A 26440-nucleotide genomic window follows, 5' to 3' on the forward strand; every position below is an offset into this window, starting at 1 on the left:
CCCGCTGCGGCGGGGTATGCCGGAAAGCCCCCCTATGGCTGATGCATTTTGTTGGTTAAATTCTTCTCACTGGTTCCATAAGATGCCTCAGTTTCACTCTGGAATTGCACATACCAGGTGCGTGGTGGCGACTGCGCCGTGTCTCTTCCCGAAACCTCAACCAGGCCGGACCTCAGTACCCGCCATGTAAAGTTGCTTTTGTTGTTCCCGAACGCCTTTTCTCCAGCCCATTTCTCGCCAAACGCCCATTTCGTCCCTGAATCGGACACCCACGTTTTATCCACGATCCAAGCCAGATCGACCGCTTGTTTTGCATTTGCGGGCCGGGCGGCTGTTGAGGGTTTCGTTGCTGTCGTTGATGTCTTTCCACCCGTAATCGAGTCCATTAGCTCAGATAGACTGCCATTTGTCTCAAAAGAAGTGAGAGCGTTTTTTGACACTGGGTCGAAAACTAATGGAGCCAAAGCTTGTGCAAGCTTCTTGGCAACCAACGTGTCCACGGGCGTGCCTGTCACTGTCGGCCCTCGCCCTTCTCGCAATCCATTGATAGCGTCTGTCACCTTTCGTTGCCCCTCTGGAGTCAACGACCCGAAGATACCACGTACGGAAGACTGGAACTCAGAATCATCTGGGATGCCTTTTGCCAATTTTTTCCAATCAACACCGGTCAATGCCTTCCCGAGGCTTTGATTCTCTGCCGCAGCTCCGAAACCGACCAGCACAGCAATGAGCATGAAGAAAATTCCACGTTGTTGCAGACACCCGAGCGCGGTCACATGAGACGAGTTCATAGGTTTAGAGCTATAGTCAGGATGTCTTGTGGCAAAAACCCGCAAATGATACAAGGAAAAAAGGGAGGTGCATCTCAACCCCTTCTGTGTCCTCCGCGCCCTAGATGGTAAAAACAAAGCCCCCCGCCAACCACCTAGCCTCCTCACCACCCATCTCCAACAGCGGCAAACCACCGTCGTCCCCCGCAAAAAACCCCGTCCGCCTCACGGCAAACGGGGTTCTCAAAACTCACTTCACCGCATCACGGTTACTTGATCTCCTGCGCCCAGAAAATGTGCCAGTCGTCCAGGTTGTTCAGATCCACCGCACCCGGATTCACGCTCCCATCATCTGCGATCCCGTCCGCATCCAGAATGCTCTTCCGCACATCATCACCGTGGATGTAGCCCATGATCGACTGGTTGTGCTTGTAGATGTTCCCCTTCGTGAGGTTCACGCCCGGCTGCGCCTTCACCCAGGCCTCAAGCTGCGGGTAGCTCGGCTTCGTCGCGATAAACGTCTTGAACGTCTCGATGTTGATCCCCAGCGCATCCAGCGTCATCTGGTCATACCCGCAGCCAATGCCCGGATAATCCTTGTGCAGTTTGCCAGCAGCCGCCAGCGAAGCCTTCTGCCAAAGACGCGGAAGATGAAGAACACCAAGGGGGCCGGCAATGCCGGAGCTGATAAGAGGAACAATCTGGCTCATGGATAAGATATGGGTTGGATTTGATTCAATGACATTCGCCACAGCGAGCGATCCCCCAATTTAGAAGGCCCCTCACAGCAGCAGCAACAACAAACGCTCCATCCCCATTTTTTGAGCGCAAATCCCCAACAAACCCCCGCATTTTTTTCATCCCTCAACACCCCCTCGTACCCATTCCGAAAAATTCGCGGCCCTTTTTGCGCCCCCCCACCAGTCCTGCAAGACACCCAAGGCCCACCACTCTGAAATCATAAATCATAAATCGTAAATCATAAATCCCCCACGTTCCCCTCTTTCCGCCGACCATTCTCTGCTACATAGATCGTAACCCCCTCCGCATGAAAAACCTCCGTCACCTCGCACTGGCACTTCTCCTCGCCCTCCCCTGCCTCGCCGCTGACGAAAAGCCCGCCAAGGCCCCCAAAGCCGCGCCCATCAAATCCCCCCTCGAACTCCACCGCTGGTCCGGCACCCTCAACGTCCCCGACCCCGTCGCCGTCACCGTCGATCCCCAGGGCCGCATCTACGTCTCCGCCACCACCCGCCGCAAAGTCGCCGACCTCGACATCCGCGAGCACACTCAGTGGATTCCCGACGACGTCGCCCTCACCAGCGTCGAAGAAAAAGAAGCCTTCCTCAAACGCGAACTCGCCCCCGGCAAAACACGCCTCCCCCGCGGCGGCCTCGCCGACCACAACAAAGACGGCTCCATCGACTGGAAGGACCTCACCGTCCACACCGAGCGCATCTACCAGCTCCGCGATACCGACCACGACGGCACCGCCGATAAAATGACCGTCTTCGCCGAAGGCTTCAACAGTGTCGTCACCGGCATCGCCGCAGGCATCCTCTACCACGACGGCTGGGTTTACGTCACCGTCGCCCCCGACCTCGTCCGCCTTCGCGACACCAACGACGACGGCGTCGCCGACGAGCGCGAGATCGTCGCCCACGGCTTCGGCATTCACATCGCCTACGCCGGCCACGACATGCACGGCCCCCGCATCGGCCCCGACGGCCGCATCTACTGGAGCATCGGAGACAAAGGCGTCAACGTCACCAGCAAGGAAGGCAGACACTTTTACTACCCCCACGAAGGCTGCGTCATGCGCTGCGAGCCCGGCGGCACAAACTTCGAAGTCTTCGCCCACGGCCTCCGCAACGTCCAGGAAATCGCCTTCGACGACTACGGCAACATGTTCGGCGTGGACAACGACGCCGACCTCCCCGGCGAGCGCGAACGCTTTGTGTACATCACCGAGCGCAGCGACTCCGGCTGGCGCTGCAGCCATCAATATCAAAAAGCCGCCAGCCGCTGGATGCGCGACGGCATCTGGCAGCCCGCCCATCCCGGCCAGCCCCTCTTCATCACCCCGCCCCTCGCCAACTACTCCAACGGCCCCGCCGGCTTCATCCACGAACCCGGCACCGCCCTCGGTGCCTCCCTCCGCGGCCACTTCATCCTCGACCAGTTCCCCTCCGGTCAGATGACCGCCTTCCAGATCGTCCCCTCCGGCAGCACCTTCAAGATGCAGAACGAGCGCCTCATCCACTCCGGCCTCATGGGCATCGGCCTCGCCATCGCCCCCACCGGCCAGCTCATCATCGCCGACTGGGACGGCGGCTACCCCCTCGATGAAAAAGGCGCCATCTGGTTCGCCGACGACCCCGCCGGCAAAAACAGCACCGAGCGCCAGGAAACCCAAAAACTCCTCAACTCCGACAACCTCGGCGCCACCCACCTCTCCCACCCCGACCAGCGCGTCCGGCTCCAGGCCCAGTTCACCCTCGTCAAAAAAGGTGAGTACACCGTGCTGCAAAAAACAGCACTCGACAAAAAGGCCCCCCACCTCGCCCGCATCCACGCCATCTGGGGTCTCGGCCAGGGCCTCCGTTACGGCAAGGTCGATGCCGCAACTTTGTTGCCCTTGATTGCGGAATCCGACACAGAAGTCGTCACTCAGTCCGTCAAAATGCTCGGCGATATCCAGACCTCCGGCACCCCTCTCGTCCCCCTCCTCGCCCACCCCTCCCAGCGCGTCCGCTTCCACACCGCCATCGCCCTCGGCAAGCTGTCCGAACCCTCCGCCGTCAAAGCACTTCTCAGCATGGCAGCGCAGGAAAGCGCAGATCCCTACATGCGCCACGCCATCGTCACCGGGCTGGCGGGTTGTGCGGATGAGGCGGCGCTGGCATCGCACCTCAAGGACAAGCAGGCGCTGTGCTGCCTGCTGGCCCTGGCTCGGCAGCATTCCCCCCGCGTGGCCAGCTTCCTCAACCAGCCCCCGCTGGCCGATGAAGCGGAGCGTGCCATCCACGATGACGAAGGCATCCCCGCAGCGCTGCCCGCACTGACCCAGCGCCCCACGAGCCGCGGGCTGAATGCCTGCCTGCGCCTGGGAGTGGCGCAGCCGGTGATCGCCGCCGCACTGAAGTCCACGCCGCTGCAATCGGAGGCGCTGGATGTGCTGCTTGTGTTCACCCAGCCGCCGCGTCTGGACCGCATTGATGGTGTGGCGCATGAGGTCGCCGCGCGCGATGCGAAGGCCTTTGCGGCGCTGGTGCAGCCACATCTGGATGCACTGCTGGACATTCAGGATGGCGGGCTCAAGGCGAAGGCGGTGGAGCTGCTCACGCAGCTTCAGCTTCAGGTGAAGGCGGATGTGCTGCAGGAGATCATCGCGGATAAAACCGCGCGGGGCAGCCTGCGCGCCGAGGCGCTGAAGCTCATGGCCTCCCAGCATGCGGCCACGCCGGAGTTTGCCGCCACGCTGGATCTCGCGCTGGACAAATCCGCGCCCGCCGAGCTGCGCCGCGAGGCGCTGCGGCAGCTCTTCGCGCACCAGCCTGAACGTGCCACCACCGAAGCCGCTGCCGTGCTCGAAAACGGCGACACCACCACCCGCCAGCTCGCGCTCTCACTTCTCGCCACCTCCAAAGACGACAGCGTCATCAGCAAGTGGCTTGATCTCCTCTCCGAAAACAAAACCCCGGCCGCCATCCAGCTCGACATCCTCGAAGCCGCGGCCGCCCGCGAAAGCCTCAAAGCTAAAGCCGCCACCATCCAGCTCAACAACACCGAACTTCTCGAAGGCGGAGACGTCGCCAGCGGCAAGGACATCGTCACCAACAACCTCGCCGCCAATTGCCTCGCATGCCACACGGTGGAGGCCAAGGAAGGCAGCCAGGTGGGGCCGAATTTGAAGACCATCGGCAGTAGCAAGGATCGCAAGTACATCCTCGAAGCCCTGCTCAATCCCATCGCCAAGATCGCACCCGGTTATGGCCTCGTTTCCATCACCACCAAAGACGGCAAGACGCTGGCCGCCGTGCTCGACAAAGAAGACGCCAAGCTTGTAACCCTCCGTCTGCCTGACGGCAAAAAGCAGAGCTTTGCCCGCGATCAAATCACCGCCATCACCCCGCCCATGAGCGTGATGCCGCCGATGCTCGGCATTCTCACCAAGCCGCAGATCCGCGATGTGGTGGCTTATCTGGCGGGCTTGAAGGGAAAGACTGGCAAGAAGACGGTGGCACCAGCTCATTGATACTGAGGCCACAGGACGGAACGCCCTTGGGGTCTAAGAATTTGAGATTGCCCGGACACGGCGATGCGTGGCAGCATCATGCTATTATGATGAAATGCCTCCCATCCTTTCATGCACTCGTCGTGATCCTGATTTCCTCACTGGGTCTCATGCCCATTTCCGCCCAGGAGAAAGCCAAAGCCGGCGAAGGCGAGTGGTCTCTCCGCGTCTATCGCTACCCCGCGTCATCACTCCTTGGCGGCTTTGTTTCCAGCGAGCAGGGGCAGATGACGGCGCCCCAGATGCCTGCGGCCAAGGCCAGCGACGAAGAAGTGGCCAAATTCATGCGGCGCTCTCATTTCGTGGTGGAGCAGCATTTGAATATCATGGGCGTGACACTGCCGCCGGGATCGCTCGCGGTGTTTGACCCGAAGAACAAAACGCTGGCCCTGCGCAGCACGGGGCTCACTCATGAGCGCGTGGCGGCGCTGGCGGCGGAGATGGAGCGCGCCATGCGTTTTTGAAAGCACACATCGTTTCGTTGCTGCCCGCATTGGACCCGCGCGCGGAGCAGCTTCTCCGCACCCAGGGTGAGAAAATCGAGAAGACTCCCACGGCGCCTCCGCCTGAGCCGCCGGGAGCCACGAAGGGAATCATCACACGTAGTTTCCACATTTCGGAAAACATGCTGACAATGGGAGACTCTAGCGGAGGCGCCCCGGCGGCGGCGGCCGATCCGTTTGCCGCTGGTGGAGATGCCGCGTCTCCCATGCGCAACGAAGCACGGCTGACCATGCGCATCACCGCCGTGGAGATTCTGAAATCCAAGGGCATCCCCTTCCCGGAAGGCTCCTCCGCCAACTTCAAGCCCAGCACCGGCGAGCTGCTGGTGCGCAACACGCCGGAAAACATGAAGCTGGTGGAGGACTACATCGCCTCATTGAAGATGCATGCGCCGCGCAATCTTGTGACGACGGTGCACATCATCGAGGCAGACGCCGCCACTCTCCGCAGGCTGGCAGCCAGCACGGCCACCACCACGGACCACAGCGCCGCGTGGCAGGAGGTGGAGCAGGGAGTGGCGCAGAACAAAATACGCCTGCTGCGCTCCGCATTCCTAGAGTCCAAGTCCGGCATCCGCAGTACTTTTGAGACCGGCCGCGAACTTCTCTATGTCACAGGCACCGAAACCAGCGGCCACGTGCACAAATCTGAGACCCACAGCACACCGACCAGCGGCGACAAGGATGCCAAACCCTCGCAGACAAACATCAGCAACATTCAGGTCTCCCAGGGGGCTTCCACCCATTTCTCATCCAGCATGGAAATGCGTCCGGTCGGCTTCCGCTTTGAGATGGAGGGAACCACCAGCTACTCCGAACCGGACGCGGTGGAGCTGACGACCGTGATTGATTATGATTATGCCAGCCCGGTGGTGACAGACTCCTCCGGACAGCCGGATGCGAAAACGATCCGTCCTTTGAACCATGGCATCCAGTTCCACCAGGCCAAGACCGTGGTGGGCACCACGATCGCCAGCGGCACGCACCGCCTGCTCAGCGTATGGAAGCCCGAGGGCACGCCTGAACTCGACAAGGCCGACGTGCTGCAGGCGGCCTTCCTGAGCATTGACATTGTGCCGGCGGAGAGGGCGGAGAAGCGGTGATCACATCGCTCGATTATGGATCCCTAAGACGCTACTACACAGTCCAGTCCTCGACTTGCAGTCCGGAAACTCGCTTAAACTCACTGGTATTGTTCGTGACCACCGTCCACCCATGTTGGAGCGCGATTGCGGCGATCTGAATGTCGTGCTGCCCAATCACCTGGCGCTGATCTTCCAGTTCTTTCCTAATGCGGCCCGCAATGGCGGCAGCTTCGTCGTCGAACGGGGCCGAGGCATGGCGCGAGAAGAGGCTTGCCAATCTGGCCATTCTCGCAGCTTTGTCGTCATAGCCTTCTGCACCATAATGCAGCTCTTCTTTGACGATGGAGCAGAACCAGACATCATCGGGCGAAACGTGGCGAAGTCTTTCCTGCAACGGTACGCAGCGGCCTTTCAGCAGGAATATCCAGTGGTTGGTGTCGAGCAGCCAGGGCATCACCATGCCTCCCGTTTTTCAAAAGGAAGCTCGGCTGGCTCGTTCCACTCCGCACCTTCAAAGGAACCATAAAACTGGCTCCAATAGGATTGAAAATGATCTTGGCCCGGTGAATTTGTCCGTTCGCTGGACGGCATCAACTGCCGGAGATGTGTGAGCAGCACCCGCGCCACACCTTCGGGCGCTCGCGCCAGTTCTTCGATGAGCATGGTTCTCGCGGACATGAGACATACTATCCTACGAGAGCCAGCCGCGGTCAAGATGACACCCGCGAGGCTACATCGGCCCCGGTGGCAGTTCGGCTTCTGGCGGCGGAAGAGCTGCGGCAGACGGTCCGAAACCTTTCCCAAGCCGGCCGCTGTAAAGATCAATCGTGCGTTTGGCGATGATGTCGATCACGGCGGGCTGCAAAGTCCGGGCGGCGAGATTTGAGACGGCCATGCCGGCCCACATGATGGGAGATTTGAAGCGCAGCACCTGCCAGTAGGGCAGCAGGCGCTTGTACCATTTGTTGGCGGTCTGCATTTTTTCGTGACTGGCGATCTTGTGCGTCATCTCCCAGGTCTTCAGCGCGGTGCTGGCGCTGACGTCCACCAGGCGGCCGATGGAGCGGGTCTGCAAAAAGTCAGCCACATCCATGGCGGCAAGATGCACGGCGCGGGAGAACTGGCTGAGGCCGGGGGCCAGCAGCGCCTCCGCTTTGCCAGGGTGGTAGATGGCGGCGATCTCGCGCACCAGCTTGGGCACCTCATCGACCAAAGGGGGCAGCCATTCAGGGTTCAGGTTTTTCTGCCAGCGCAGACGGTTTTTACAGGCTTCCACGGCCGCCTGGGCTTTTTCGTCGGCCACGCCGCACTCCGGATAGACGTAGCTGGCCAGGGCGTGGCGGGCGGCGCGCAAATCGGCGGCAAAACGCAGCAGCTTCCAGATCACGATTGATGCCGCGCCAACAAGGGCTCCGGCGAAAAAGGTCATGATGTGGCCCCAGGGCATGTCTGTACCGGAGAGCACCGGAGGCGGGGTGTCAAGATGACGAAAGTGGCGAGACAGCCTGCTTGCGGTGGCGGAATGACACGCCATAGGTGCGGCCCTGACCATGTCCTCCACCTCCATTTTCGAACTTTTCTCCCTCCAAGGCAAAACCGCTGTCGTCATTGGCGGCACGGGCGAACTCTGCGGCGCCATCGCCGAAGGCTATGCATCCGCTGGCGCTGAAGTGGTGCTGGTGGGACGTGACCAGTCCAAGGCGGACAAGCGCCTGGAGACCATCCAGGCCGCCGGTGGACGCGCTTATTTCCTCTCCGCCGATGCCAGCCGCAAAGCGGACCTGCAGATCCTGCTCGATCAGGTGCTGGAGCGCTCCGGCGGCTGCGATATTTTGATCAATGGCGCTGGCGTGAACTCCGCGACGCCTTTCCTCGACATCCCGGAGGAGGAGTATGACAGGATCATGAACATCAACACCAAGGGCGTGTTTCTCGCCTGCCAGGTGTTTGGCAAGTACTTCGTGGAGAACAAAGTTCCGGCCTCCATCATCAATCTCGGCTCCATGTCCGGCCTGCTGCCGCTGAGCCGTGTGTTCACCTATTCCATGTCCAAAGGCGCGGTGCACAATCTCAGCAAGAACCTCGCCCGTGAGTGGGCTCCGCTGGGCATCCGCGTGAACACCCTGGTGCCCGGTTTCTTCCCCGCCGAGCAGAACAAGAAGGTGCTCACGCCGGACCGCGTGGCCAAGATCATGGGCCACACGCCGATGAACCGCTTCGGCGAAGCCAAGGAACTCGTGGCTGCGGCGCTGCTGCTGGCTGGTGCAGGCAGCTCCTTCATCACCGGCCATGAAATGGTGGTGGATGGCGGGTATTCGTCCCAGACGATTTGATGGCGGAGAGACCGTTCCTAATTACGTCAATGCTTCAGGGGAGGGTTTGCTTCGTCCGAATAAAAGGCGACGGCAGCATCACCACAGAAGTCGCGCAAAATCAGGTATCTCTTAGGTACCCCGTCCTCAATTTTCAAGCTGTAGCCCTGTATAAGCAGTGGGACCATCCCACCATTGGGGGTTTTGATGGCGTCGCCTCTAGTATCAAAACTCTCCAATGTCAGTCCCTCGAAAGACTGCCCTTGGCGAAGTTTGACCCAACGTTTTCGCTGCCATCCAGGTCCGGACACCAACATGTTCAGCTCGGTTATGGGCTGCTCTGTCTTTTCATCGAGCGGGGGGAACTTCCAGGCTTTGATTTTCACGCCATGATACACAAAGGCCTTTTCCGGAACCCGTGCTCCGGCAAGATCTTCCCTCTCGCTTAAAGCACAGGAGGCCATTCCCAAGCTGATGCCAATTACGAACGATAAAACCAGTTTGCGCGAAAAATTCATGCGGCGATGCTCCGATGCGGCTGCCTCACCGTCAAGGTAGCAGGTGCGCATGCGCGTTTGCTTTCGGACTACATAGATGCGGAGCACTTCCTGCATTCAAGTTCAACATTCATGCGGAGCTAGAGGTTTTGCGGAGTGCTGCGGGCTCGGAGGCCCGCGCTCCGTTTGGGATTCCGCGCGCGACGCGATAGAAGGTTCAAAACCCACCCGTAATGCCAGTGGTAAGACCTCTAACCACATGGCTTTTTCATCCATCAAACCTCAGCGCAGCCTCGTGGAGGAGGTGTGTGCACGCATTGCCACGGAAGTTCGCGACGGAGGAGGAGCTGGCGATGGCTGGCTGCCGCCGGAACGAGATCTGGCGCTGAAGCTGGGCGTGAGCCGACCGGTCGTGCGGGAGGCGACGAAGCGGCTGGAGCTGCAGGGGCTGCTGGAGGTAAAGCATGGCGTGGGCACCAAGGTGGTGGACAAGCTGCACAAGCCGCTGAACGGCTCGCTGGCACTGCTGATTCCGGATGAGGCGGAGCGGCTGCGGCAGCTGGTGCAGGTACGTTTCATGCTGGAGCCGGAAAATGCACGGCTGGCGGCAGAAAACGCCACAACCGCGCAAATTCGCAAGCTGCGTGCGGCTTTGAAGGAGCTGGAGGTAACCACGGATTTCTCCACGGCAGTGGAGGCGGACATGGCGTTTCATCGCGAGCTGGCGGCGGCATCGGGCAATCAGATCGCCACGCTGCTGCTGCATTCGCTTTCTGAGCTAATGCAGGCAAGCCTCACGCATGGCTACAGCCGCACCTCCACGGATAACGCGGTGCGTCAGCATGCAGCGGTGCTCAACGCCATCGAGAAACGAGACCCGGCCGCAGCAGCGAAAGCAATGCGCGAACACCTGATCACCGCCGAGGCCGATCTGGCCCTGCCAAAAAAATCCAAGAAAGCCGCCTGAGCATGAAGCCCCTTCCCTATCTCTTTTTGTTGATCGCAGGCAGCAGCGCGCACGCGGTGGAATCTGAAAGCGCGAAGCTGTTTCATGAGCAGGTCGCGCCGGTTTTGGTGAAGAACTGCGTGGAGTGCCACAATGACGTGACGACCAAGGGCGGGCTGAACATGAGCACGCTGGCGGATGTGCTTAAAGGCGGTGACGACGGAGCGGCCCTCGTGCCGGGCAAGGCGGCAGAGTCATCCCTCTACACGATGATCGTGCCGGAGGCGGCGGGAGAGAAGCCGGAGATGCCAAAGAAGAAGCCCGCGCTCTCAGCCTCAGAGACGGACCTGATTAAACGCTGGATCGACATGGGAGCGACGTGGCCCACGGAGATCGTGCTCAAGGAGAAGCCAAAGGGAGATGTGACGCACTGGTCGCTGCTGCCGCTGAATCCTGCGGCGAATGGGTCGATTGATGGCTTTATCAACGCAAAGCTGCAGGAAAAGAACCTCACGATGAATCCGGCGGCAGATGCGCGCACGTTCATCCGACGTGCGAGCTTTGATCTCATCGGCCTGCCACCCACACCGGAAGAAGCGGCGGCTTTTGAGAAGGAATTCGCGCAGGATCAAGCAGGTGCCACCAAACGACTGATTGATCGCCTGCTGGCCTCGCCACGCTATGGCGAGCGCTGGGCACGGCACTGGCTGGATGTGGTGCGCTTTGCGGAGAGCCACGGCTTTGAAATGAACCGCGTGCGCCCGAATGCGTGGCCCTATCGCGATTACGTCATTCAGACGTTTAATGCCGACAAGCCGTACGATCAGTTTGTGCGCGAACAGATCGCCGGAGATCAACTCGGCGCAGATGCTGCCACGGGGTTCCTGGTGGCGGGTGCGTGGGATCAGGTGAAGGGCGCGGACCCGGTGCTGCGGGCCAACCAGCGTGCGGATGAGATGCACGATCTGGTGAGCACCACGGGCAGCACCTTCCTCGGGATGACGATTGGCTGCGCACGCTGCCATGACCACAAGTTTGATCCCATCCTGCAGACGGACTACTACCGCGTGCGCGCCATCTTTGAAGGCGTGCTGCATGCGGAGCGGGAGCTGAAGCCGGCCGATGCGGAGCAGCGCCTGAAACAAGCGGAAGGACTGAAGATGGAAATCGCGGCGCTGGATGAGGCGCTGGCGAGGTTCCAACCACGCGCGCAGCTAACCCGGCGTGTGCTGGTGGATGATGATCTGCCGCCGCCCACGAAGCCGGATGCCGTCGGCTGCGTGCAGATCGAGCAACCGACGAATGGCAAGCCGATCGAATACTCACCGGGCACGGAGTTTGGCCAGGCCAATGATCCCGGTGACTCCACGCGGCTGCCGAATCTGGGCGAAAGCTACCGCTACTGGAAGGCGGAGAAGGATGCAGCGGCAAAAGATTTCTTTTCATGGAACCCGCGCGTAACCGGCAAGCAGCGCGTGTGGATCTCCTGGGCGGCGTGGACGACGCATGCGAAGGACGCACGTTACATCCTCGACCTGGATGGCGATGCAAACACCACGAATGATCAAAAGGAAATCGCCAGTGTGGACCAGAGCCAGTTTGCCGACGCCAGCGGCGCCATACCAGGGCAGAAGCGCTGGGGCGGTTTCAAGTATGCGGGCACGCATGCGCTGACGAAGGACTCTATTCTGATCCTGCGCAGCGGCAAGCTCGGTGGCCCTACGGTGGCGGATGCGGTGCTGTTTGAGGAAGCGGATGGCAATCAACCATCCTCACAGCCCCATCTGCGCGCGCCTGTGACGCATCTGGCCAATCACGAAAGTTTTGATGCGGTGAAGGCGAAGTTTGTGCGCTTCACCATCCGTGCCACGGCAGGTGCACAGCCCTGCATTGATGAACTCGAAGTCTTCTCCACCAGCCCGAAGCCGCGCAATGTGGCACTGGCACGCAACGGAGCAAAGGTGACGGCATCGGATGTGTTCAGCGATGGGGCAAATCCCATTCACCAGATCGCGCATGCGAATGACGGGCTTTATGGGAATGCCAAGAGCTGGATCGCCAAGAACACGCGGGGCTGGCTGCAGATCGAGTTTCCACACGAGGAAAGAATCAACAGCGTGGTGTGGAGCCGGGACCGTGGCGACAGCAAAAAGGGCAAGGTGTATCAGGATAGGCTGCCCACAGACTATGTGATCGAGATCTCCATGGATGGAAAAACATGGCAGGCGGTGGCATCTTCGGCAGACCGGCTCGGCGCAGAGTATCGGGACCGCATTCGTGACATTCCCACGCTGAGCGGTGTCTCGGCGGAAGATGCGGCCACGGTGAAGAAGCACAGTGAGCAGCGGGCTGTTTTGCAGCGCAGGCTGAAGGAGCTGACGAATTTTCCCATGGCGTATCTCGGCAAGTTTGAGCAGCCTGGCCCAACCTACCGCCTGCAACGCGGTGACCCGATGACGCCGCAGGAAGAGGTGGCACCGGGGGCGCTGTCGCAGTTTGGCGCGAAGCTGGATCTGCCCAAGGACACACCCGAAGCCGAACGGCGAGTGGCTTTGGCCAAATGGCTCACCGACCCGCACAATCCGCTGACCGCACGTGTGATGGTGAACCGCCTCTGGCATTACCACTTCGGCACCGGCATTGTCGATACACCGAGCGATCTCGGCTACAACGGCGGCAAGCCTTCCCACCCGGAGCTGCTCGACTGGCTGGCGGCGCAATTCATGCAGCACGGCTGGAGCCTGAAGGAGATGCACCGGCTCATCATGAACTCAGCGGCGTATCGTCAATCGAGCACGACGAACGATGCGGGCCTGCTGGCAGACTCTGGCGCGCGGTTGCTGTGGCGCTTTCCCACACGCCGCATCGAAGCCGAGCCGCTGCGCGATACGATTCTGATGGTGAGCGGCGTGCTCGATCTCAGCATGGGTGGTCCAGGCTTTGACCTCTTCGTGCCGAATGACAACTATGTGAAGGTGTATCAATCCAAGCAGGAGTTTGGCCCGGATACCTTCCGCCGCATGGTGTACCAGAGCAAGCCACGCGTGCAGCTGGACGATACCTTTGGCGCGTTTGATGTGCCGGATGCCGGGCAGATAGCACCACGCCGCACCTCCAGCACCACACCCCTGCAGGCGCTGAATTTCCTCAACAGCTCCTTCGCCATGCAGCAGAGCGAGCTGCTGGCCGTGCGCCTGGAAAAGGACGCGGGCAAAGAGATGGATGCGCAGGTGCGCCGCGCCTTTGCCCTGGCTTACCAGCGCGAGCCGCAGGCGGATGAACTCACCGCCGCCGTGGAGCTCATCTCCGAGCACGGCCTGGCGATGTTTTGCCGCGCGCTGCTCAACACCAGCGAATTCATGACCCTCTATTGATTCACCCACCGTTATGCAAAACCACCTTCTCTCACGGCGGTACTTCCTCGGGCAAAGCGTCAGCGGTCTCAGCGGCATCGCGCTGACCTCCATGCTCGCGCAGAAGGGCCTGCTGGCCAATGAGCCGATCCGTCCGCGCATTGATCCCGCGCATCCGTATGCGCCACGGCCGCCGCACTTTGAGCCGCGTGCTAAAAATGTGGTCGTCGTTTTCTGCTCCGGCGCGATGAGCCATGTGGACACCTTTGACTACAAGCCGGAGCTGGTGAAACGCCACGGCATGCCGCTGCCGGGCGCGGCGGACCTCATCACCTTTCAGGGCGCGCAGGGAAATCTGGTGAAGCCGCTGTGGGAGTTCAAGCCGCGCGGCCAGAGCGGCAAGATGATCAGTGAGCTGGTGCCCAACATCGCGGAGCTGGCCGATGAGATGTGCTTCATCCATTCCATGACGGCGAAGTCGAACACGCACGGCCCGGCGGAAAACCAGATGAGCACCGGCTTCATCCTCGATGGCTTTCCCGGCATCGGCTCGTGGGTCACGTATGCGCTCGGCTCGGAGTGCGATGACATGCCCGCCTTTGTGGCCATCCCGGATCCGCGCGGTGTGCCGCAGATCGGCCCACGGCATTGGAATTCCGGATTCCTGCCTGCGGCGTTTCAGGGCACGGCCTTCAATGCCAGCAAGCCGATTCCGAACTTGATCCGCCCCGCCACGGTGAGCGAGGCCGCCGACCGCGACACGCGCAGCTTTGTGAATTTGCTCAACCGCCGGCAGGCGCAGGAGCACCCGGCAGACAGCGACCTCGCGGCACGCATCTCCTCCTATGAACTCGCGGCGCGCATGCAGATCGCGGCTTCAGAAGTGGGCAACCTGTCCGGCGAGAGCAAGGCCACACTGGACCTCTACGGCGTGAACGACAGCAACGAGACCAAGGCCGGGTTTGCCAAGAACTGCCTCCTGGCGCGGCGGCTCATCGAGCGCGGCGTGCGCTTTGTGCAGCTCTTCAACGGCTCCTACGCCATGGGCGAAGGCGTGGGCAACTGGGACGGGCACAAGACGATCGAGAAGCAGTATTCCGTGCACGGTCCCATCCTGGATCAGCCGGTGGCCGGGCTGCTGAAGGACCTGAAAGCGCGCGGGCTGCTGCAGGACACGCTGGTGGTCTTTGTGACGGAGTTTGGCCGCATGCCCACCTTTCAAAAGGGGGCCAATGGGCGGGATCACAACCCCAAGGGCTTCACCGTGTGGATGGCCGGGGCCGGGGTGAAAAAGGGTTTTTCCTACGGTGCCACGGACGAGTTTGGCTACAAGGCCGCCGAAAATGTGAGCACCATTTACGACCTGCACGCCACGATTTTGCACCTCCTGGGCATCGACCACGAGCGTCTGAGCTACTATAATAACGGCATCGAAAGGCGGCTCACGGATGTGCACGGGCACGTCCTGAAAGCCGTCCTCGCCTGAGCCGGATGGAGAAAGAGGGGGAAAAACCGTTTGATTTCCTTCTTAAAGTCTCCACCATGCGCCTCCCCAAAACCTGACCCCATCCCCGCACCCGTATCATGGCAGTTGTCATCCGTCTCCGTCAAGAAGGCCAGAAAGGCCGCCCCGTCTTCCGTATCGTTGCGGCTGACCAGCGCTTCCCCAAGGAAGGCCGTTTCCTGGAAATCCTGGGCACCTACGACCCTCAGCAGGGTGCCAAGAAGGCCAGCGTGAAGCTGGACCGCGTGAATGCCTGGATCGCCCAGGGCGCGAAGCCTTCCCCCACGGTCAAGAGCCTCATCAAGCACGCCACCGCCTCGGCGTAAGCTGTCATGGACGCGCCGGAAGCCCTCCGCGAGTTCCTTTCGTACGTGGTGGCGAATCTGATCGACCACCCGCAGCAGGCGACCATTGCCATCGGCACCAACGTGAATGGTGCGGTCGCCTACCGTGTGCAACTGGCACCGGAAGATGTGCGTCATGTCATCGGCAAGAATGGCATGACCATCAGCGCGATCCGCTCGCTGCTGAACACTGCCGCCGCGAAGCACGGCATCAAAATTTCCCTCAAGGTGGGGTCCGCGCGTGAAGAAGACGCGGAAGCGGCGGCCGCAGAGGCGCCGCAGACTGAAGGCTGAGTCTTCAGGCAAATCTGCTGCCTGCCCACCAGCCCACAGCGGCTGCCGTGATGCCCAGCACAATGCTGCCCACGGCATTCAGCAATGCCAGCCAGGAATGCTGGTTGAGCAGCAGGAGCCAGGAATCGTTGGCCAGGGTGGAAAAGGTGGTGTATCCGCCGAGAACGCCGGTGGCGGCAAAGAGCCAGGGGCCGCTGCCTTTGTCCTTCATGGCAGGCAGGGCAAAGAGAAAGCCGATGGTGAAGCTGCCGAGGATGTTGGCGGTGAAGACGCCCCAGGGGAAAACGGCCTTCGGGAGCAGGCGCGCCATGCCGATGACGGTGGTGTAGCGCAGCACGGAGCCAATGCCGCCACCGAGGAAGACGAGGAGGAGGTTTTTCATGGTCGGGGGCGGCAGGCCAGAAGGGAGATGACCAAGAAAGCACGCACTTGGATTTGGCAATGGAATGTTTTGGCAAGGGAATGCAGAAATCCATTCAGGTCCGGTCATTTCTTTGCCAGACTCGGCGCTCCGCACACGATCTGCGGTCCACAGAGTCCGGTACGAGCTGAAGCTCAGGACTACTTTCTCCACGGCGCGTGACCAGCGGGCGCGCTTGGATCGAGGACGAGTTCGAGTAGGAGGACGAGGACGAACCGGGGCCGATTGCGCATTCGTCGTTCACACACCTTCCGCATCCCCCAGCCTCGAACCACCCACGGTCTGGGGGGCGATGCGCGCGCGCCAGACGTAGCGCTGGAAAAGCACCTTCACCGAGGCGGTGAGCGGCACGGCGAGGATGGCACCGAGCAGACCGCCGAGCAGCAGGCCCCAGACGAGCACGGAGGCGATCACCGTCAGCGGGTGCAGCCCCACGGCCTCTCCCACAATGCGCGGGGTGATGAAGAGGGCATCAATCTGCTGCACCAGGGCGAAAACGCCCGTGACCACCAGGGGCATGACCCACCACGGGTCTCCTGGAATGAGGGCGCTGCCCCCCTGCACCGAGGCGATGATGACTGCGGGAACCCAGCACAGGACAATGCCCAGATACGGAATGATGCCCGCCAGACACAGCGCCAGACCGAGGAGCAGGCCGAAATCCAGGCCCACGATCATCAAACCGATGCCGGTGGCGATGCCATTGATGACACTGACAAAAAGCTGCCCGCGGAAGAAGGCCACCAGATAGCTGTTGATCTCGTTGAGGCAGCTTACCACCTCATCTTTGAAGGCCGAGGCGCGCAGCGGCAGGTAGTCTGACCAGCGCTCCTGAATCTTGGCGCTCTCAATCAGGAAATAGTAAAGGTACAGCGGCACGATGATGAAAGAGAGCATGAAGCCGAACACGCCGAGGAATCCCCCCACACTGGTGCGGAGAAAGCTCCAGACGATGCCCGGCACCTTGGGCAGATTTGTTTTCACCCAGTCGCCGCGCAGCAGGGCTTCGAAGTCCGTGCCGGGACCCTCGCCTTCCGCTTTGGCCGTCGGAGACGACGTGCGCGCCCCTGGTTCAGGAGCGGCCTCCGGTGCTGTGCTGGTGGGCAGCTTGAAGTCATATTTTGCCGCAAAATCGGTCACCGCCTTCTGCGCCTTGGCATAGTAAACGGGCACGCGCTCCGCCAGGTGCCGCGTGGGGTCTCCCAGCTTCACCACGATCCACCACCCCAGCCCGCCAATGGCCAGCGTGAAAACTGCAAACGTCAGCAGCACCGCTCTCTGCCGGTTCAGGCCCTTGCGCTCCAGCCATTCCACACCGGGCTCCAGCAGGTAGGCAAGCACGCCCGCAACAGCGAAGGGCACAAGGATGGGCTGCAGGAAGGCGAGGACCACCGTGGCTTTCTCAATCAGCGTGACGGCCAGCCAGCCGATGGCAGCGATCGACAGGGCGGTGATGGCGGTCCATAGCACATGGCGCTGAAAAGCAGTGGGGAGCTTCTTCATTGAGAGAATGGCGCGCACCCTAGCAGGACGCCGTAGATTGGGTACTGCAAAGATGCCCGCAAATTGGACAGCACCGTCTCGCGGCGTATCATCCCGCACCATGTCACGTCCGCAGCCCCAGCCCGTCGATCCCGCCGAACTCCCGCAGCTCGCCCAGGCCACCATGCGTGCCGCGAAGTTTCCCATGCTGGCCACGGTGGATGGAGATCAGCCGCGGGTGCGCCCGGTTTCACCGGTGCGGACGGACGGCTTCATCGTGTACGTCGCCAATCTGCGCCGCTACGGCAAGACCCAGGAGCTGGCCGCCAATGCGAAGGCGGAGCTGTGTTACAAGGATGACCAGGACAACCAGGTGCGCATCACGGCCACTGCGGAGGTTGTCACGGAGCGGCCGCTGCTGGAGGAAATCTGGGCCGCGAATCCCCTGCTGCGGGCCTATCTGGGAAGCATCGACAATCCAGAATTGATCATCTACCGCTTCGTACCGAATCGGGCACGATATATGCGTGAGTGGGCTTTGGAGTACTTTGAAGTGCCGCTCGCGGCGCATTCATGAGGCTGTCGGCACGAGGGACGGGCAGGCAGGCGGAGTGAGTGTTCAATTGTACTGTCGATTGTGAATAAACTTCGTGTTTGTGAATAATTTCTTGCCAGCCACTCCACGCTCTGACACTCTCCGGCAATTACCGTGATTCATTCAAAAAATCACATTTCGGGTTCGGTATGCTTGGCTCTACCCGGGGCCAAAGAAAAGCTGACCCCGCCTCTTTCAACGCAGGCAACCACAATAACCACTAAACTATCATGGACCGTGACGACCACCCAGCATCGGTAATCTCTCCCGCCATTTCCACCGCCCGCGCTTCCGATCCTGGTCCAGTTTCTGTGAATTCCCCTTCAGCCAACGCCTCCCGCCGCCGCCGCCCCGGCACGCCCACCGCCACGAAGACTTTCGTTCTCGACACCAACGTCCTGCTCCACGACCCGGCCTGCATTCACCGCTTCGCCGAACACCACATCTGCATTCCGGTGGACGTGCTCAGCGAGCTGGACCGCTTTAAAAACGAGATGACGGAGCGAGGCTCCAATGCGCGCGAGGTTCACCGGGCGCTGATGAAGATTTTCACCAACAAGGGCACCTCCGTCACCAGCGGCGTGCCCACGAATGGCGGTGGCAGCATCCGCGTGGCGGTCTATGACCCCGAGGAGGCGCGGAAGCACGCCAGCGTGCAGAGCTTCGAGCGCATTTTCCACGATCTGGACAAGGCGGACCACCGCATCCTGGCCTGCACCCTGTGGCTGAGTGAGCAGGTGTCTCCGCCGGTGATTCTCGTGAGCAAGGACCTGAACATGCAGCTCAAGGCCCGAGCCGTGGGAATTGAATGCGAAGACTACCTGCACGACAAGGTGGAGCCGCGTGAGGTGGCGAATTTTGACATCGCCCGGATCGAAGTGAGCCAGCATGAGCTGCAGCGCTTTGCCAGCAGCGGCCGGCTGCCCATGCCGGAGACCCGCACCGTGGGAATGGTGGTGAATGACTACGCCCTGCTCACCGCCGGAGACAAGGCCACCATGCCGGCGAAGCTCAGCGCCAATGGCGAGTTTGTGCGGCTGCATCACACGCCGGAGTCGATCAAGGTCGGCCAGGGACGTGCGATCAAGCCGATGAACCTCGGCCAGGCCTGCTTCCTGGATGCGCTGCTCGATCCCGAGATCAGCCTCGTGACCTGCTACGGCCAGGCGGGCACCGGCAAGACGCTGCTGGCTGTGGCAGCGGCCCTGCAGCAGGTGTTTAGCCGCACCTATCATGGCCTTACAGTGAGCCGCCCCATCGTGGCCATGGGGCAGACGGTGGGCTTTCTCCCCGGATCTTTGCAGGAAAAAATGCGCCCCTGGCTGCAGCCGGTGTACGACGCGCTGGATCTCCTGATGCGGCCGATGGAGGGCACGCAGCAGGGCCCGGCGCGCAAAAAGAACCGCTTCATGCCCGAGCCCCAGCAGCAGATCGCCGCGCCCGCCGCGCCTTATGATCCGCTCATCCAGCAGGGCGTCATTGAGGTGGAGGCGCTGTGCTACATCCGCGGCCGCAGCATTCCGGACCGGTTTTTCGTGCTCGATGAGGCGCAGCAGCTCACGCCGCTGGAGGCCAAAACCATCGTCACGCGCATGTCCCGCGGCTCGAAACTCGTCCTGGTCGGCGACCCGGCGCAGATCGACAATCCGTATGTGGACAGCCGCAGCAACGGGCTGGTGTACACCCGCCAGCGCATGCGCGGCCAGACCTTTGCGGCCCACGTGCCGCTGGTCAAAGGGGAACGCAGCGCCCTGGCGGAGGCGGCGGCGCGCCTACTGTAAGCTGTATTCATTACAGAAAATGGGGGCGGAAAATTCCTGCATAAAAAATTGAAACGGAATCGACCTCTTTCCGTTTAACACGACCACGCGTCGTTTTGACACGATTCAGAGTGCCGCGAAAACGCAATTAACAATCCAACATCGACCCACATGAAAGCTATCACATCCGCCCTCGCCATCCTGGCTCTCTCCGCCGTCACCTCTTTCGGCGCTGACGCCCCCAAGAAAGAAGGCGAAAAGCCCAAGATGACGCCGGAGCAAATGTTCACCAAGAAGGACGCCGACAAGGACGGCAAAGTCTCCAAGGAAGAGTTCCTCAAGGGCTCCAAGGACGCCGCCAAGTCTGAGGCCGCCTTCACCAACAAGGACAAGGACAAGGACGGCTTCCTTTCCAAGGAAGAGTTCACCGCCGCTCCGAAGAAAAAGAAGGGCTGATCCTTTCCGCCTCTGACGGCAGCAAGCCATTCACGCCGCACCCGCCTCGCGCGAGTGCGGCGTTTTTTATTTCGTTTCCGCGAGGCCGCGCGATCACCTCAAAAAATATGAGTGATTTCTGCGCAACAGAATGACCGCGCCCTTGTTTAACGCGCCACGTGCAGCATTGGAAAAAATCCACACGCCGCACTTCACACCCCACAACCCAACATTGATCCACATGAAAGTCATCACCTCTCTCCTCGCCATCCTCGCCCTCTCCGCGGTCACCTCGTTTGCCGCAGATGGTGACGCCCCCAAGAAGCCCGAAGGCGACAAGGGCAAGCCGAAGGCCAGCCCGGAAGAGCGTTTCAAGATGCTCGACAAAGATGCCAACGGCTCCATCAGCAAAGAAGAATGGATGGCGGGCCCTCTCGGCAAGAAGGACGCCACCAAGGCTGGTGAAATGTTCACCCGTCTGGACAAGGACTCGAACGGCTCCATCACCAAGGAAGAAATGGCCGCCGCCCCCAAGAAAAAGAAGGACGCCTGATCCAGCCAGCTCTTTGACTTCCCAAAGTCGCCTCCAGCCGCACCCGCCACGCGCGGGCGCGGCTTTTTTTTGTGATTCCGACTTCACAACGTGGAAGGAGCGGCCATCCGGCGGACGTATTTTTCCCTTCCGAATGCCCCGCTGCACGCTCATCGCCCTCCTGCTTTTTACCGCCGCCGGCCAGGCCGCGGTCGATTACACCACGCAGATCAAGCCGCTGCTCCAGCAGCACTGCGTGAAATGCCACGGCGCCACCACGCAGAAGTCCCAGCTCAAGCTGGACACTGCGGCCGCTGCGCGGACGGGCGGCAAACGCGGGCCCGCACTGCCTGAACTGCTTGTGCAGGTGATCTCTGGTTCTCATGGCGAGATTCCGCAGATGCCGTACAAGCGCGGACCGCTGGACTCCGCGCAGATCGCGCTGATCAAGCAGTGGGTCGCCGAAGGCGCACATGCACCTGCTGAAGAAAAGCCCAGTGACGACCGCCACTGGGCCTTCATCGCCCCGGTGAAGGCGCCTCTGCCGCAAAATGGCAGCAGCCATCCCATTGACTCATTCGTCCGCGAGGGATTGACCAAGGCGGGACTCGAACCTTCGGCTCCGGCTGCACCAGCCACACTGGTCCGCCGCCTTCACCTCGACCTCACGGGCCTGCCGCCCACGCCTGCGGAAGTCGCGGCCTTTATCAAAAATCCAGCCTCGAGCCTCCAGCCGCTGGTCACCCGTTTGCTGGCCTCCAAACACTACGGCGAACGCTGGGGCCGCTGGTGGCTCGACCAGGCGCGCTACGGTGACAGCAACGGCTACAGCATCGATGCCCCGCGCAGCATGTGGCCGTACCGCGACTACGTCATCAACGCCCTCAATCAGGACAAGCCTTTTGATCAGTTCACACTCGAACAGCTTGCGGGAGACATGCTGCCCAAACCCACGCGGGAGCAGCTCATCGCCACCGGCTTCCACCGCAACACGCAGATCAATCAGGAGGGCGGCATCGACAAGGAGCAGTTCCGCATTGAGAGCATCTTCGACCGCGTGGCCACCACCGGCACGGTCTGGCTCGGCCTCACCATCGGCTGCGCGCAGTGCCACGACCACAAGTTTGATCCCATCAGCCAGCGCGAGTACTACCAGCTCTTCGCCTTTCTCAACAACCAGGACGAACCCACCCTGCCCATCCCCGACCCGGGCCAGGATCTGGACAAGCTGAAGGCGGAGCACGTGCGCGTGCTCAAGCAGATCGACGCGCACATCAAGGAGCGCCTTCCCGTCCTTTTGGAGTGGGAAAAGACACTCGGAGAGCAGTCCAAAAAACTTCTGGATGCCGAGGCTCTTAAATCATTCAACAAGCCCGCCGCCAAACGCGGCACCGCGGACCAACGCATCCTCTTCAAGGCCATGACCGGCACCGCAGACAGCGTCTTCAACCCGTTGTATGACCGCCACCTCGAACTGGAAAACATCTTCAAGAACGGCACCACAACGCTGGTGATGAAGGAGCTGGCACAGCCGCGCAAAACCACCCTCTTCATCAAAGGGGACTTTACCCGCCCTTCCGATGAAGTTCAGCCTGGGGTGCTCGCCGTGCTGCCACCGCTGCCGGCGGGGACGAAAGCAGACCGGCTGGCTCTGGCGCATTGGATCATCGACCCTAAAAACCCGCTCACCGCGCGCGTGATTGTGAACCGCGTGTGGCAGCAGTACTTTGGCCGTGGTCTGGTGGAGACCGAAAATGACTTCGGCACCATGGGGCGTCTGCCCACCCATCCCGAACTGCTCGACTGGCTCGCGGTGGATTTCATGGAGCACCACTGGAGCCTGAAGCACCTGCATCAGCTCATTGTGAGCAGCGCGACGTATCAGCAGTCTTCGTCCATCCGGCCTCAAGCCGCGGCCGTTGATGCCAACAACTACCTGCTCTGGCGGCAGAACCGCCTGCGGCTGGACGCTGAAGTGGTGCGCGATGTGTGTCTGGCCACCAGCGGCCTCCTCTCATCCAAGATGGGCGGCGCCCCCGTGTATCCGCCCATTCCCGAGGGCGTCATGTCTCTGGGCCAGGTCAAACGCGCCTGGCCTCTGAGCAAAGGCAGCGACCGCTACCGCCGCGGCATCTACACCTTCATTTTCCGCGCCACTCCTCCGCCGGCGCTGAGCGTCTTTGACGCGCCGGATGGTTTCAGCACCTGCACGCGCCGCATTCGCAGCAACACGCCGCTGCAGGCGCTGACACTGCTCAATGACAGCGCCTATGTGGAGTTTGCCCAGGCACTGGCTGCGCGCCTGGTCAAGGAGGCGCGGACGGATGACACACGCATCGGCCACGCTTACGAGCTCTGCCTTTCACGCCCGCCACTCGACCGTGAGCGGCAGGCACTTGGCCGCCTGCTCTCAGCGGAGCGTGCCGCGGGCGCCAGCGAGGCGCAGGCGTGGCAGGCGGTGGCGCGGGTGATGCTGAATCTGGATGAGACGATCACGCGGGAATAACAGCGGACGGCCCAGAAGGCCTGGCTGAGCGCTCACGCCCTTCGCTTCTTTTGAAGCTCCCGGACCTCGTCGATCAAGGCAGAGGATGTCTTCATCCACCCCGCGCACTGTGAGTGAAATCTGGCGAGGCTGTCGTGATTTCCCTCCATGTCAGAATCTTTGCGCAAAGCACCGCTGGCGAGCTGCCAGGACGCGAGGGACTCGATGTAGTCAAGCCGCTGCTCCGCAGGCACAAGGACAGGCAGGCAGCCTTTTTCAATGACCGGCACATTCGCCACCAGGCGTGCCAGGCGGCCATTGCCATCCGCATAGGGGTGGATGCGCACCAAGGTGGCATGACTCCAAACATAAGCATCCAAAGCGGAGACCGCAGGATCGCCTCGTCTGAGGGCGAACCCTTCGAACCACTTGTGCATCAGCGCAGGGACCTGTTCAGGCGCTGCATAGGTGTCATTGATGACGGTTTTGCCGCCCTGTTTGGCGAGGGTGGAATTGGGCTCGCGTTTCCAGGCGCCTATAGGTTTCAGATAGTCCACCTCGACGCTGGTCTGAATGGCAGCATGGAGTTCGTGCAGGTCTGCTTCAGTCAGCGGACGGGACTGAGCAATCAAACGGTAGAGCAAATCGATGGCGCGGCTGTGGCCAAGCACCTCATTGTGATGCGCGAGCGGCTTGCCTGCGATGGTGAGGCCATACTGCAGGAGACCGAGAGTCTCTCCTTCATTGAGAGTGTTTCCCTCCAGAGCGGTGGAGGTATGAGTCCAGCGCACCCGCAGTTTCTGAATGAGCGCGTCCCGCAGATCGGGATCAAGATCCTGGAGAGGTGGGATAAAGCGCTCAAGCATGCGACACCCATGCTACAACAAAGCCGGAGGCGAGCAAAAGGCAATGTGCCACGCATACGCCGGCGAACTGCGGCCGGATGCTCCGAGTTTGATGCGGCGTTTTGCCGGGTGACATCCGAAGCCAGTACGAGCAATCACCCCTATGAAAACATCAGCCATGTACCGCACAGCATCGGCCAGCCTGCTGGCATTGATCCTTCTCACCCTGACGGCCGCAGCGCAGCGGGCCCCGGCGCCGCAGGTTTCCCTGGAGCGCAAGCGTCTCGACCTCCAGGAGCAAAAGCTCACGCTGCAAAAGCAGATCCTGGACCTCGACCAGCAGCAGCTTGCCCTGGAGCGCCAGATTCTGGAGGTGGCCTCCGCGCGTAAAGCGCTGCAGGTGGAGGAAACGGCGACCTCGCTGACCATGAAACTGGAAGGCGATGTGCTGTTTGATTTCGACAAGGCGGCGGTCCGGCCCGATGCGGAGGTGCTGCTGGACAAGGTCGCCACGGTGCTCGCCGAGTTTCCTGGCGGCAAGGTGACGGTGGGCGGCTACACCGATTCCAAAGGCAGCGACAAGGTCAATCTGGACATGTCGCAGCGGCGGGCGGATGCCGTGAAATCCTGGCTGGTGAAGAAGAAGGGCATCCCGGAAAAAATGATCACCACCAAGGGGTTCGGTGAATCCAATCCGGTGGCGCCGAACACCAATGCGGATGGCAGCGACAACCCCGAAGGGCGGCAGCAAAACCGCCGTGTGCAGATCACGGTGGAAAAATGAACGGGGGCGGGCCTTCACATCAAATGCTCTCCCAGGCGCGGTCCCTGACGGGATCGCGCCCTTCATCGTACTCGATGTGGTCGATAAGGGTCTCGATGGGCTTGCCGACGAGGCCGCTTTCCTGAATGCGCCCCGGAAGCACGGCGGAGCGTTCATCACGCCAGCCGAGCTTGGCGATGAAGCGGTTCCACATGTGGCACTCCTCGTCCGTGCGAGCCGTGCCGCGCGCGTGCACCCAGCGGAGGATTTCCTCATCATCGCTGCCGCCCTCGAGAGCATGCTCACGAACGGCGTCATACGGAACGCCGAGGAAACGGCAGCAGCGGCCATCGAGGGTGTAAAACTGGGCGTCACCGAGCTGCGGCACATAATCCGCCGGCAGTTCCCCGGCGGCATGCAGGCGTATTTTGTCGAGCAGACGGCCGAAATAGATGAGTCGGCCCACTTTGGCGTAGCAACTGCGGAGACCTGGCACGTGCGGCATGACGACACTCTTCCCGCTCAGAGAGATCCTGGCAAGCCCGGCCGCGCCTTCACTGCGGCGGCAGCGGCACGTCGTTCACTTTGGGAGCAGGGGGCTTGGGAGCCGCCCCCGGAACTGGGGTGGAAGGCGGAGGCAGGATCGGATTGGGCGGCAGGCCGCCGCGGGCGGGCGGGGCATTCACAGTGCGGCGCTGCTGCATGTTCTGGCCCTGGGCCTGCCCCGGCTGAGACGAATGCGGAACGGCCGCCTGCTGCGTGGGAATGGCGCTCCTGACTTCGACCGGAGGCGCAGAGGTGGGATCGGCAAAACTGACCCACCCGGCCTGATCTCCCTTCTGCAATTGAATGCGGGTCTTGTCCACGGTCTCGCCCGGTTTGACCGCGCGGATTTTGACGCCCATCTCATTTTCGGACCCAATGCGCGCCTCCGAAACCTGCGACGTGGTGCGGTCCACCAGCACGGCAACGACTCCGCCGTCGATCTCGTAGATGCCCGAAAGGCTGAGGTTGTCGGCGAAATTGGGGCCCGAGGGCGCGTCTGGCGCAGGCAGGTCCTTGGTGGTGAAGATGGAGCGCTCCCACAGTGCGGCAAAGTGATCCAGCTTTGGGAATGGGACAGGGGTGTCATCGCGCTTCTTCGGCTCCTGCGCAGATGCGTGCGCGGCCATAAGGGCGAACCCCAGCAGAGAGAATGACAAGGTGGAAAACTTCAT

The 26440-nt window shown here is 61.3% G+C and carries 26 protein-coding genes; 15 read left to right on the forward strand and 11 right to left on the reverse strand.

The window, feature by feature from the left end; translation table 11 throughout:
• Positions 1-32 precede the first annotated feature (32 nt).
• Both ACILSQ_RS13885 and ACILSQ_RS13890 read right to left on the reverse strand, forming a co-directional pair.
• Positions 33-791 (reverse strand): hypothetical protein, encoded by a 759-nt coding sequence (locus tag ACILSQ_RS13885; protein ID WP_395744235.1) that lies wholly within the window; start codon positions 789-791, stop codon positions 33-35.
• A gap of 248 nt (positions 792-1039) precedes the next feature.
• Positions 1040-1480, reverse strand: coding sequence for a DUF5069 domain-containing protein (locus ACILSQ_RS13890; protein ID WP_395744236.1), 441 nt, complete (start codon positions 1478-1480; stop codon positions 1040-1042).
• A 338-nt stretch (positions 1481-1818) separates the two neighbouring features.
• On the opposite strand from ACILSQ_RS13890, the gene ACILSQ_RS13895 reads away from it, so the two are divergent.
• The 3 genes from ACILSQ_RS13895 to ACILSQ_RS13905 all read left to right on the forward strand — a co-directional run bounded on the left by ACILSQ_RS13895 (position 1819) and on the right by ACILSQ_RS13905 (position 6673).
• Positions 1819-5028, forward strand: coding sequence for a PVC-type heme-binding CxxCH protein (locus tag ACILSQ_RS13895; protein ID WP_395744237.1), 3210 nt, complete (start codon positions 1819-1821; stop codon positions 5026-5028).
• Between the two features lie 149 nt (positions 5029-5177).
• A complete protein-coding gene (locus tag ACILSQ_RS13900) occupies positions 5178-5531 on the forward strand; it encodes a hypothetical protein (protein WP_395744238.1) in 354 nt (117 codons plus the stop codon).
• Complete coding sequence (locus ACILSQ_RS13905) at positions 5528-6673, forward strand: hypothetical protein (RefSeq protein ID WP_395744239.1); 1146 nt, start codon at positions 5528-5530, stop codon at positions 6671-6673. The genes ACILSQ_RS13900 and ACILSQ_RS13905 overlap by 4 nt, the downstream gene beginning before the upstream one ends.
• A 34-nt stretch (positions 6674-6707) precedes the next feature.
• Here ACILSQ_RS13905 and ACILSQ_RS13910 read toward each other — a convergent pair whose 3' ends face one another.
• The 3 genes from ACILSQ_RS13910 to ACILSQ_RS13920 form a co-directional block, all read right to left on the reverse strand.
• Positions 6708-7109 (reverse strand): type II toxin-antitoxin system VapC family toxin, encoded by a 402-nt coding sequence (locus ACILSQ_RS13910; RefSeq protein ID WP_395744240.1) that lies wholly within the window; start codon positions 7107-7109, stop codon positions 6708-6710.
• The gene (locus ACILSQ_RS13915; protein ID WP_395744241.1) at positions 7109-7318 is read right to left on the reverse strand and encodes a hypothetical protein; all 210 of its coding nucleotides are present in this window, start codon (positions 7316-7318) and stop codon (positions 7109-7111) included. The genes ACILSQ_RS13910 and ACILSQ_RS13915 overlap by 1 nt, the downstream gene beginning before the upstream one ends.
• 67 nt (positions 7319-7385) lie before the next feature.
• Entirely contained in the window at positions 7386-8084 is a 699-nt protein-coding gene (locus tag ACILSQ_RS13920; RefSeq protein WP_395744242.1) for a hypothetical protein, read from the reverse strand.
• Positions 8085-8205: 121 nt separating this feature from the next.
• Between ACILSQ_RS13920 and ACILSQ_RS13925 the strand changes: the two genes are divergently transcribed.
• Entirely contained in the window at positions 8206-8988 is a 783-nt protein-coding gene (locus ACILSQ_RS13925) for an SDR family oxidoreductase (RefSeq protein WP_395744243.1), read from the forward strand.
• Between the two features lie 26 nt (positions 8989-9014).
• Here ACILSQ_RS13925 and ACILSQ_RS13930 read toward each other — a convergent pair whose 3' ends face one another.
• On the reverse strand, positions 9015-9536 hold the full coding sequence (locus tag ACILSQ_RS13930) for a hypothetical protein (protein WP_395744244.1): 522 nt from the start codon (positions 9534-9536) through the stop codon (positions 9015-9017).
• A 187-nt stretch (positions 9537-9723) separates the two neighbouring features.
• Between ACILSQ_RS13930 and ACILSQ_RS13935 the strand changes: the two genes are divergently transcribed.
• The 5 genes from ACILSQ_RS13935 (at position 9724) to ACILSQ_RS13955 (ending at position 15905) form a co-directional block, all read left to right on the forward strand.
• Positions 9724-10431: a FadR/GntR family transcriptional regulator gene (locus ACILSQ_RS13935; RefSeq protein WP_395744245.1), complete on the forward strand. Its 708-nt coding sequence runs from the start codon at positions 9724-9726 to the stop codon at positions 10429-10431.
• Positions 10432-10433: 2 nt separating this feature from the next.
• The gene (locus tag ACILSQ_RS13940; RefSeq protein ID WP_395744246.1) at positions 10434-13784 is read left to right on the forward strand and encodes a DUF1553 domain-containing protein; all 3351 of its coding nucleotides are present in this window, start codon (positions 10434-10436) and stop codon (positions 13782-13784) included.
• 13 nt (positions 13785-13797) lie between these two features.
• Positions 13798-15249 carry a DUF1501 domain-containing protein gene (locus ACILSQ_RS13945; RefSeq protein ID WP_395744247.1) on the forward strand — a complete coding sequence of 484 codons (1452 nt, stop codon included), beginning with the start codon at positions 13798-13800 and terminating at the stop codon, positions 15247-15249.
• Positions 15250-15347: 98 nt separating this feature from the next.
• On the forward strand, positions 15348-15593 hold the full coding sequence (gene rpsP, locus ACILSQ_RS13950) for a 30S ribosomal protein S16 (RefSeq protein ID WP_395744248.1): 246 nt from the start codon (positions 15348-15350) through the stop codon (positions 15591-15593).
• 6 nt (positions 15594-15599) lie between these two features.
• Positions 15600-15905, forward strand: coding sequence for a KH domain-containing protein (locus ACILSQ_RS13955; RefSeq protein ID WP_395744249.1), 306 nt, complete (start codon positions 15600-15602; stop codon positions 15903-15905).
• 4 nt (positions 15906-15909) lie between these two features.
• Here the strand turns inward: ACILSQ_RS13955 and crcB are convergent, their stop codons facing one another.
• Together crcB and ACILSQ_RS13965 are read right to left on the reverse strand one after the other, a co-directional pair.
• Positions 15910-16287, reverse strand: coding sequence for a fluoride efflux transporter CrcB (crcB, locus tag ACILSQ_RS13960; RefSeq protein WP_395744250.1), 378 nt, complete (start codon positions 16285-16287; stop codon positions 15910-15912).
• 279 nt (positions 16288-16566) lie between these two features.
• Complete coding sequence (locus tag ACILSQ_RS13965; protein WP_395744251.1) at positions 16567-17829, reverse strand: AI-2E family transporter; 1263 nt, start codon at positions 17827-17829, stop codon at positions 16567-16569.
• Between the two features lie 100 nt (positions 17830-17929).
• Here ACILSQ_RS13965 and ACILSQ_RS13970 point away from each other — a divergent pair, with 100 nt between their 5' ends.
• From ACILSQ_RS13970 to ACILSQ_RS13990, 5 genes are all read left to right on the forward strand, one after another.
• Complete coding sequence (locus tag ACILSQ_RS13970) at positions 17930-18385, forward strand: pyridoxamine 5'-phosphate oxidase family protein (RefSeq protein ID WP_395744252.1); 456 nt, start codon at positions 17930-17932, stop codon at positions 18383-18385.
• Between the two features lie 329 nt (positions 18386-18714).
• Positions 18715-20184, forward strand: a complete 1470-nt coding sequence (locus tag ACILSQ_RS13975) for a PhoH family protein (RefSeq protein WP_395744253.1) — start codon at positions 18715-18717, stop codon at positions 20182-20184.
• 150 nt (positions 20185-20334) lie between these two features.
• Positions 20335-20619: a hypothetical protein gene (locus ACILSQ_RS13980; protein ID WP_395744254.1), complete on the forward strand. Its 285-nt coding sequence runs from the start codon at positions 20335-20337 to the stop codon at positions 20617-20619.
• 220 nt (positions 20620-20839) lie between these two features.
• Positions 20840-21151 carry an EF-hand domain-containing protein gene (locus ACILSQ_RS13985; protein ID WP_395744255.1) on the forward strand — a complete coding sequence of 104 codons (312 nt, stop codon included), beginning with the start codon at positions 20840-20842 and terminating at the stop codon, positions 21149-21151.
• Positions 21152-21284: 133 nt separating this feature from the next.
• Entirely contained in the window at positions 21285-23636 is a 2352-nt protein-coding gene (locus ACILSQ_RS13990; protein WP_395744256.1) for a PSD1 and planctomycete cytochrome C domain-containing protein, read from the forward strand.
• A 32-nt stretch (positions 23637-23668) separates the two neighbouring features.
• Here ACILSQ_RS13990 and ACILSQ_RS13995 read toward each other — a convergent pair whose 3' ends face one another.
• Positions 23669-24481, reverse strand: coding sequence for a Fic family protein (locus tag ACILSQ_RS13995; protein WP_395744257.1), 813 nt, complete (start codon positions 24479-24481; stop codon positions 23669-23671).
• 142 nt (positions 24482-24623) lie between these two features.
• Here ACILSQ_RS13995 and ACILSQ_RS14000 point away from each other — a divergent pair, with 142 nt between their 5' ends.
• Complete coding sequence (locus tag ACILSQ_RS14000; protein WP_395744258.1) at positions 24624-25244, forward strand: OmpA family protein; 621 nt, start codon at positions 24624-24626, stop codon at positions 25242-25244.
• 19 nt (positions 25245-25263) lie between these two features.
• Here ACILSQ_RS14000 and ACILSQ_RS14005 read toward each other — a convergent pair whose 3' ends face one another.
• Together ACILSQ_RS14005 and ACILSQ_RS14010 are read right to left on the reverse strand one after the other, a co-directional pair.
• The gene (locus tag ACILSQ_RS14005) at positions 25264-25728 is read right to left on the reverse strand and encodes a DUF5069 domain-containing protein (RefSeq protein WP_395744259.1); all 465 of its coding nucleotides are present in this window, start codon (positions 25726-25728) and stop codon (positions 25264-25266) included.
• 49 nt (positions 25729-25777) lie between these two features.
• On the reverse strand, positions 25778-26440 hold the full coding sequence (locus tag ACILSQ_RS14010; protein ID WP_395744260.1) for a hypothetical protein: 663 nt from the start codon (positions 26438-26440) through the stop codon (positions 25778-25780).

It is taken from the genome of Prosthecobacter sp., assembly GCF_044227185.1.
GTDB lineage: Bacteria > Verrucomicrobiota > Verrucomicrobiia > Verrucomicrobiales > Verrucomicrobiaceae > Prosthecobacter.

Coding starts and splice junctions, on each gene's coding strand:
- ACILSQ_RS13885 (WP_395744235.1), bottom strand. CDS start 791: ATGAACTCGTCTCATGTGACCGCGCTCGGGTGTCTGCAACAACGTGGA.
- ACILSQ_RS13890 (WP_395744236.1), bottom strand. CDS start 1,480: ATGAGCCAGATTGTTCCTCTTATCAGCTCCGGCATTGCCGGCCCCCTT.
- ACILSQ_RS13895 (WP_395744237.1), top strand. CDS start 1,819: ATGAAAAACCTCCGTCACCTCGCACTGGCACTTCTCCTCGCCCTCCCC.
- ACILSQ_RS13900 (WP_395744238.1), top strand. CDS start 5,178: ATGCCCATTTCCGCCCAGGAGAAAGCCAAAGCCGGCGAAGGCGAGTGG.
- ACILSQ_RS13910 (WP_395744240.1), bottom strand. CDS start 7,109: ATGCCCTGGCTGCTCGACACCAACCACTGGATATTCCTGCTGAAAGGC.
- ACILSQ_RS13915 (WP_395744241.1), bottom strand. CDS start 7,318: ATGCTCATCGAAGAACTGGCGCGAGCGCCCGAAGGTGTGGCGCGGGTG.
- ACILSQ_RS13920 (WP_395744242.1), bottom strand. CDS start 8,084: ATGACCTTTTTCGCCGGAGCCCTTGTTGGCGCGGCATCAATCGTGATC.
- ACILSQ_RS13925 (WP_395744243.1), top strand. CDS start 8,206: ATGTCCTCCACCTCCATTTTCGAACTTTTCTCCCTCCAAGGCAAAACC.
- ACILSQ_RS13930 (WP_395744244.1), bottom strand. CDS start 9,536: ATGCGCACCTGCTACCTTGACGGTGAGGCAGCCGCATCGGAGCATCGC.
- ACILSQ_RS13935 (WP_395744245.1), top strand. CDS start 9,724: ATGGCTTTTTCATCCATCAAACCTCAGCGCAGCCTCGTGGAGGAGGTG.
- ACILSQ_RS13940 (WP_395744246.1), top strand. CDS start 10,434: ATGAAGCCCCTTCCCTATCTCTTTTTGTTGATCGCAGGCAGCAGCGCG.
- ACILSQ_RS13945 (WP_395744247.1), top strand. CDS start 13,798: ATGCAAAACCACCTTCTCTCACGGCGGTACTTCCTCGGGCAAAGCGTC.
- rpsP (WP_395744248.1), top strand. CDS start 15,348: ATGGCAGTTGTCATCCGTCTCCGTCAAGAAGGCCAGAAAGGCCGCCCC.
- ACILSQ_RS13955 (WP_395744249.1), top strand. CDS start 15,600: ATGGACGCGCCGGAAGCCCTCCGCGAGTTCCTTTCGTACGTGGTGGCG.
- crcB (WP_395744250.1), bottom strand. CDS start 16,287: ATGAAAAACCTCCTCCTCGTCTTCCTCGGTGGCGGCATTGGCTCCGTG.
- ACILSQ_RS13965 (WP_395744251.1), bottom strand. CDS start 17,829: ATGAAGAAGCTCCCCACTGCTTTTCAGCGCCATGTGCTATGGACCGCC.
- ACILSQ_RS13970 (WP_395744252.1), top strand. CDS start 17,930: ATGTCACGTCCGCAGCCCCAGCCCGTCGATCCCGCCGAACTCCCGCAG.
- ACILSQ_RS13980 (WP_395744254.1), top strand. CDS start 20,335: ATGAAAGCTATCACATCCGCCCTCGCCATCCTGGCTCTCTCCGCCGTC.
- ACILSQ_RS13985 (WP_395744255.1), top strand. CDS start 20,840: ATGAAAGTCATCACCTCTCTCCTCGCCATCCTCGCCCTCTCCGCGGTC.
- ACILSQ_RS13990 (WP_395744256.1), top strand. CDS start 21,285: ATGCCCCGCTGCACGCTCATCGCCCTCCTGCTTTTTACCGCCGCCGGC.
- ACILSQ_RS13995 (WP_395744257.1), bottom strand. CDS start 24,481: ATGCTTGAGCGCTTTATCCCACCTCTCCAGGATCTTGATCCCGATCTG.
- ACILSQ_RS14000 (WP_395744258.1), top strand. CDS start 24,624: ATGAAAACATCAGCCATGTACCGCACAGCATCGGCCAGCCTGCTGGCA.
- ACILSQ_RS14005 (WP_395744259.1), bottom strand. CDS start 25,728: ATGCCGCACGTGCCAGGTCTCCGCAGTTGCTACGCCAAAGTGGGCCGA.
- ACILSQ_RS14010 (WP_395744260.1), bottom strand. CDS start 26,440: ATGAAGTTTTCCACCTTGTCATTCTCTCTGCTGGGGTTCGCCCTTATG.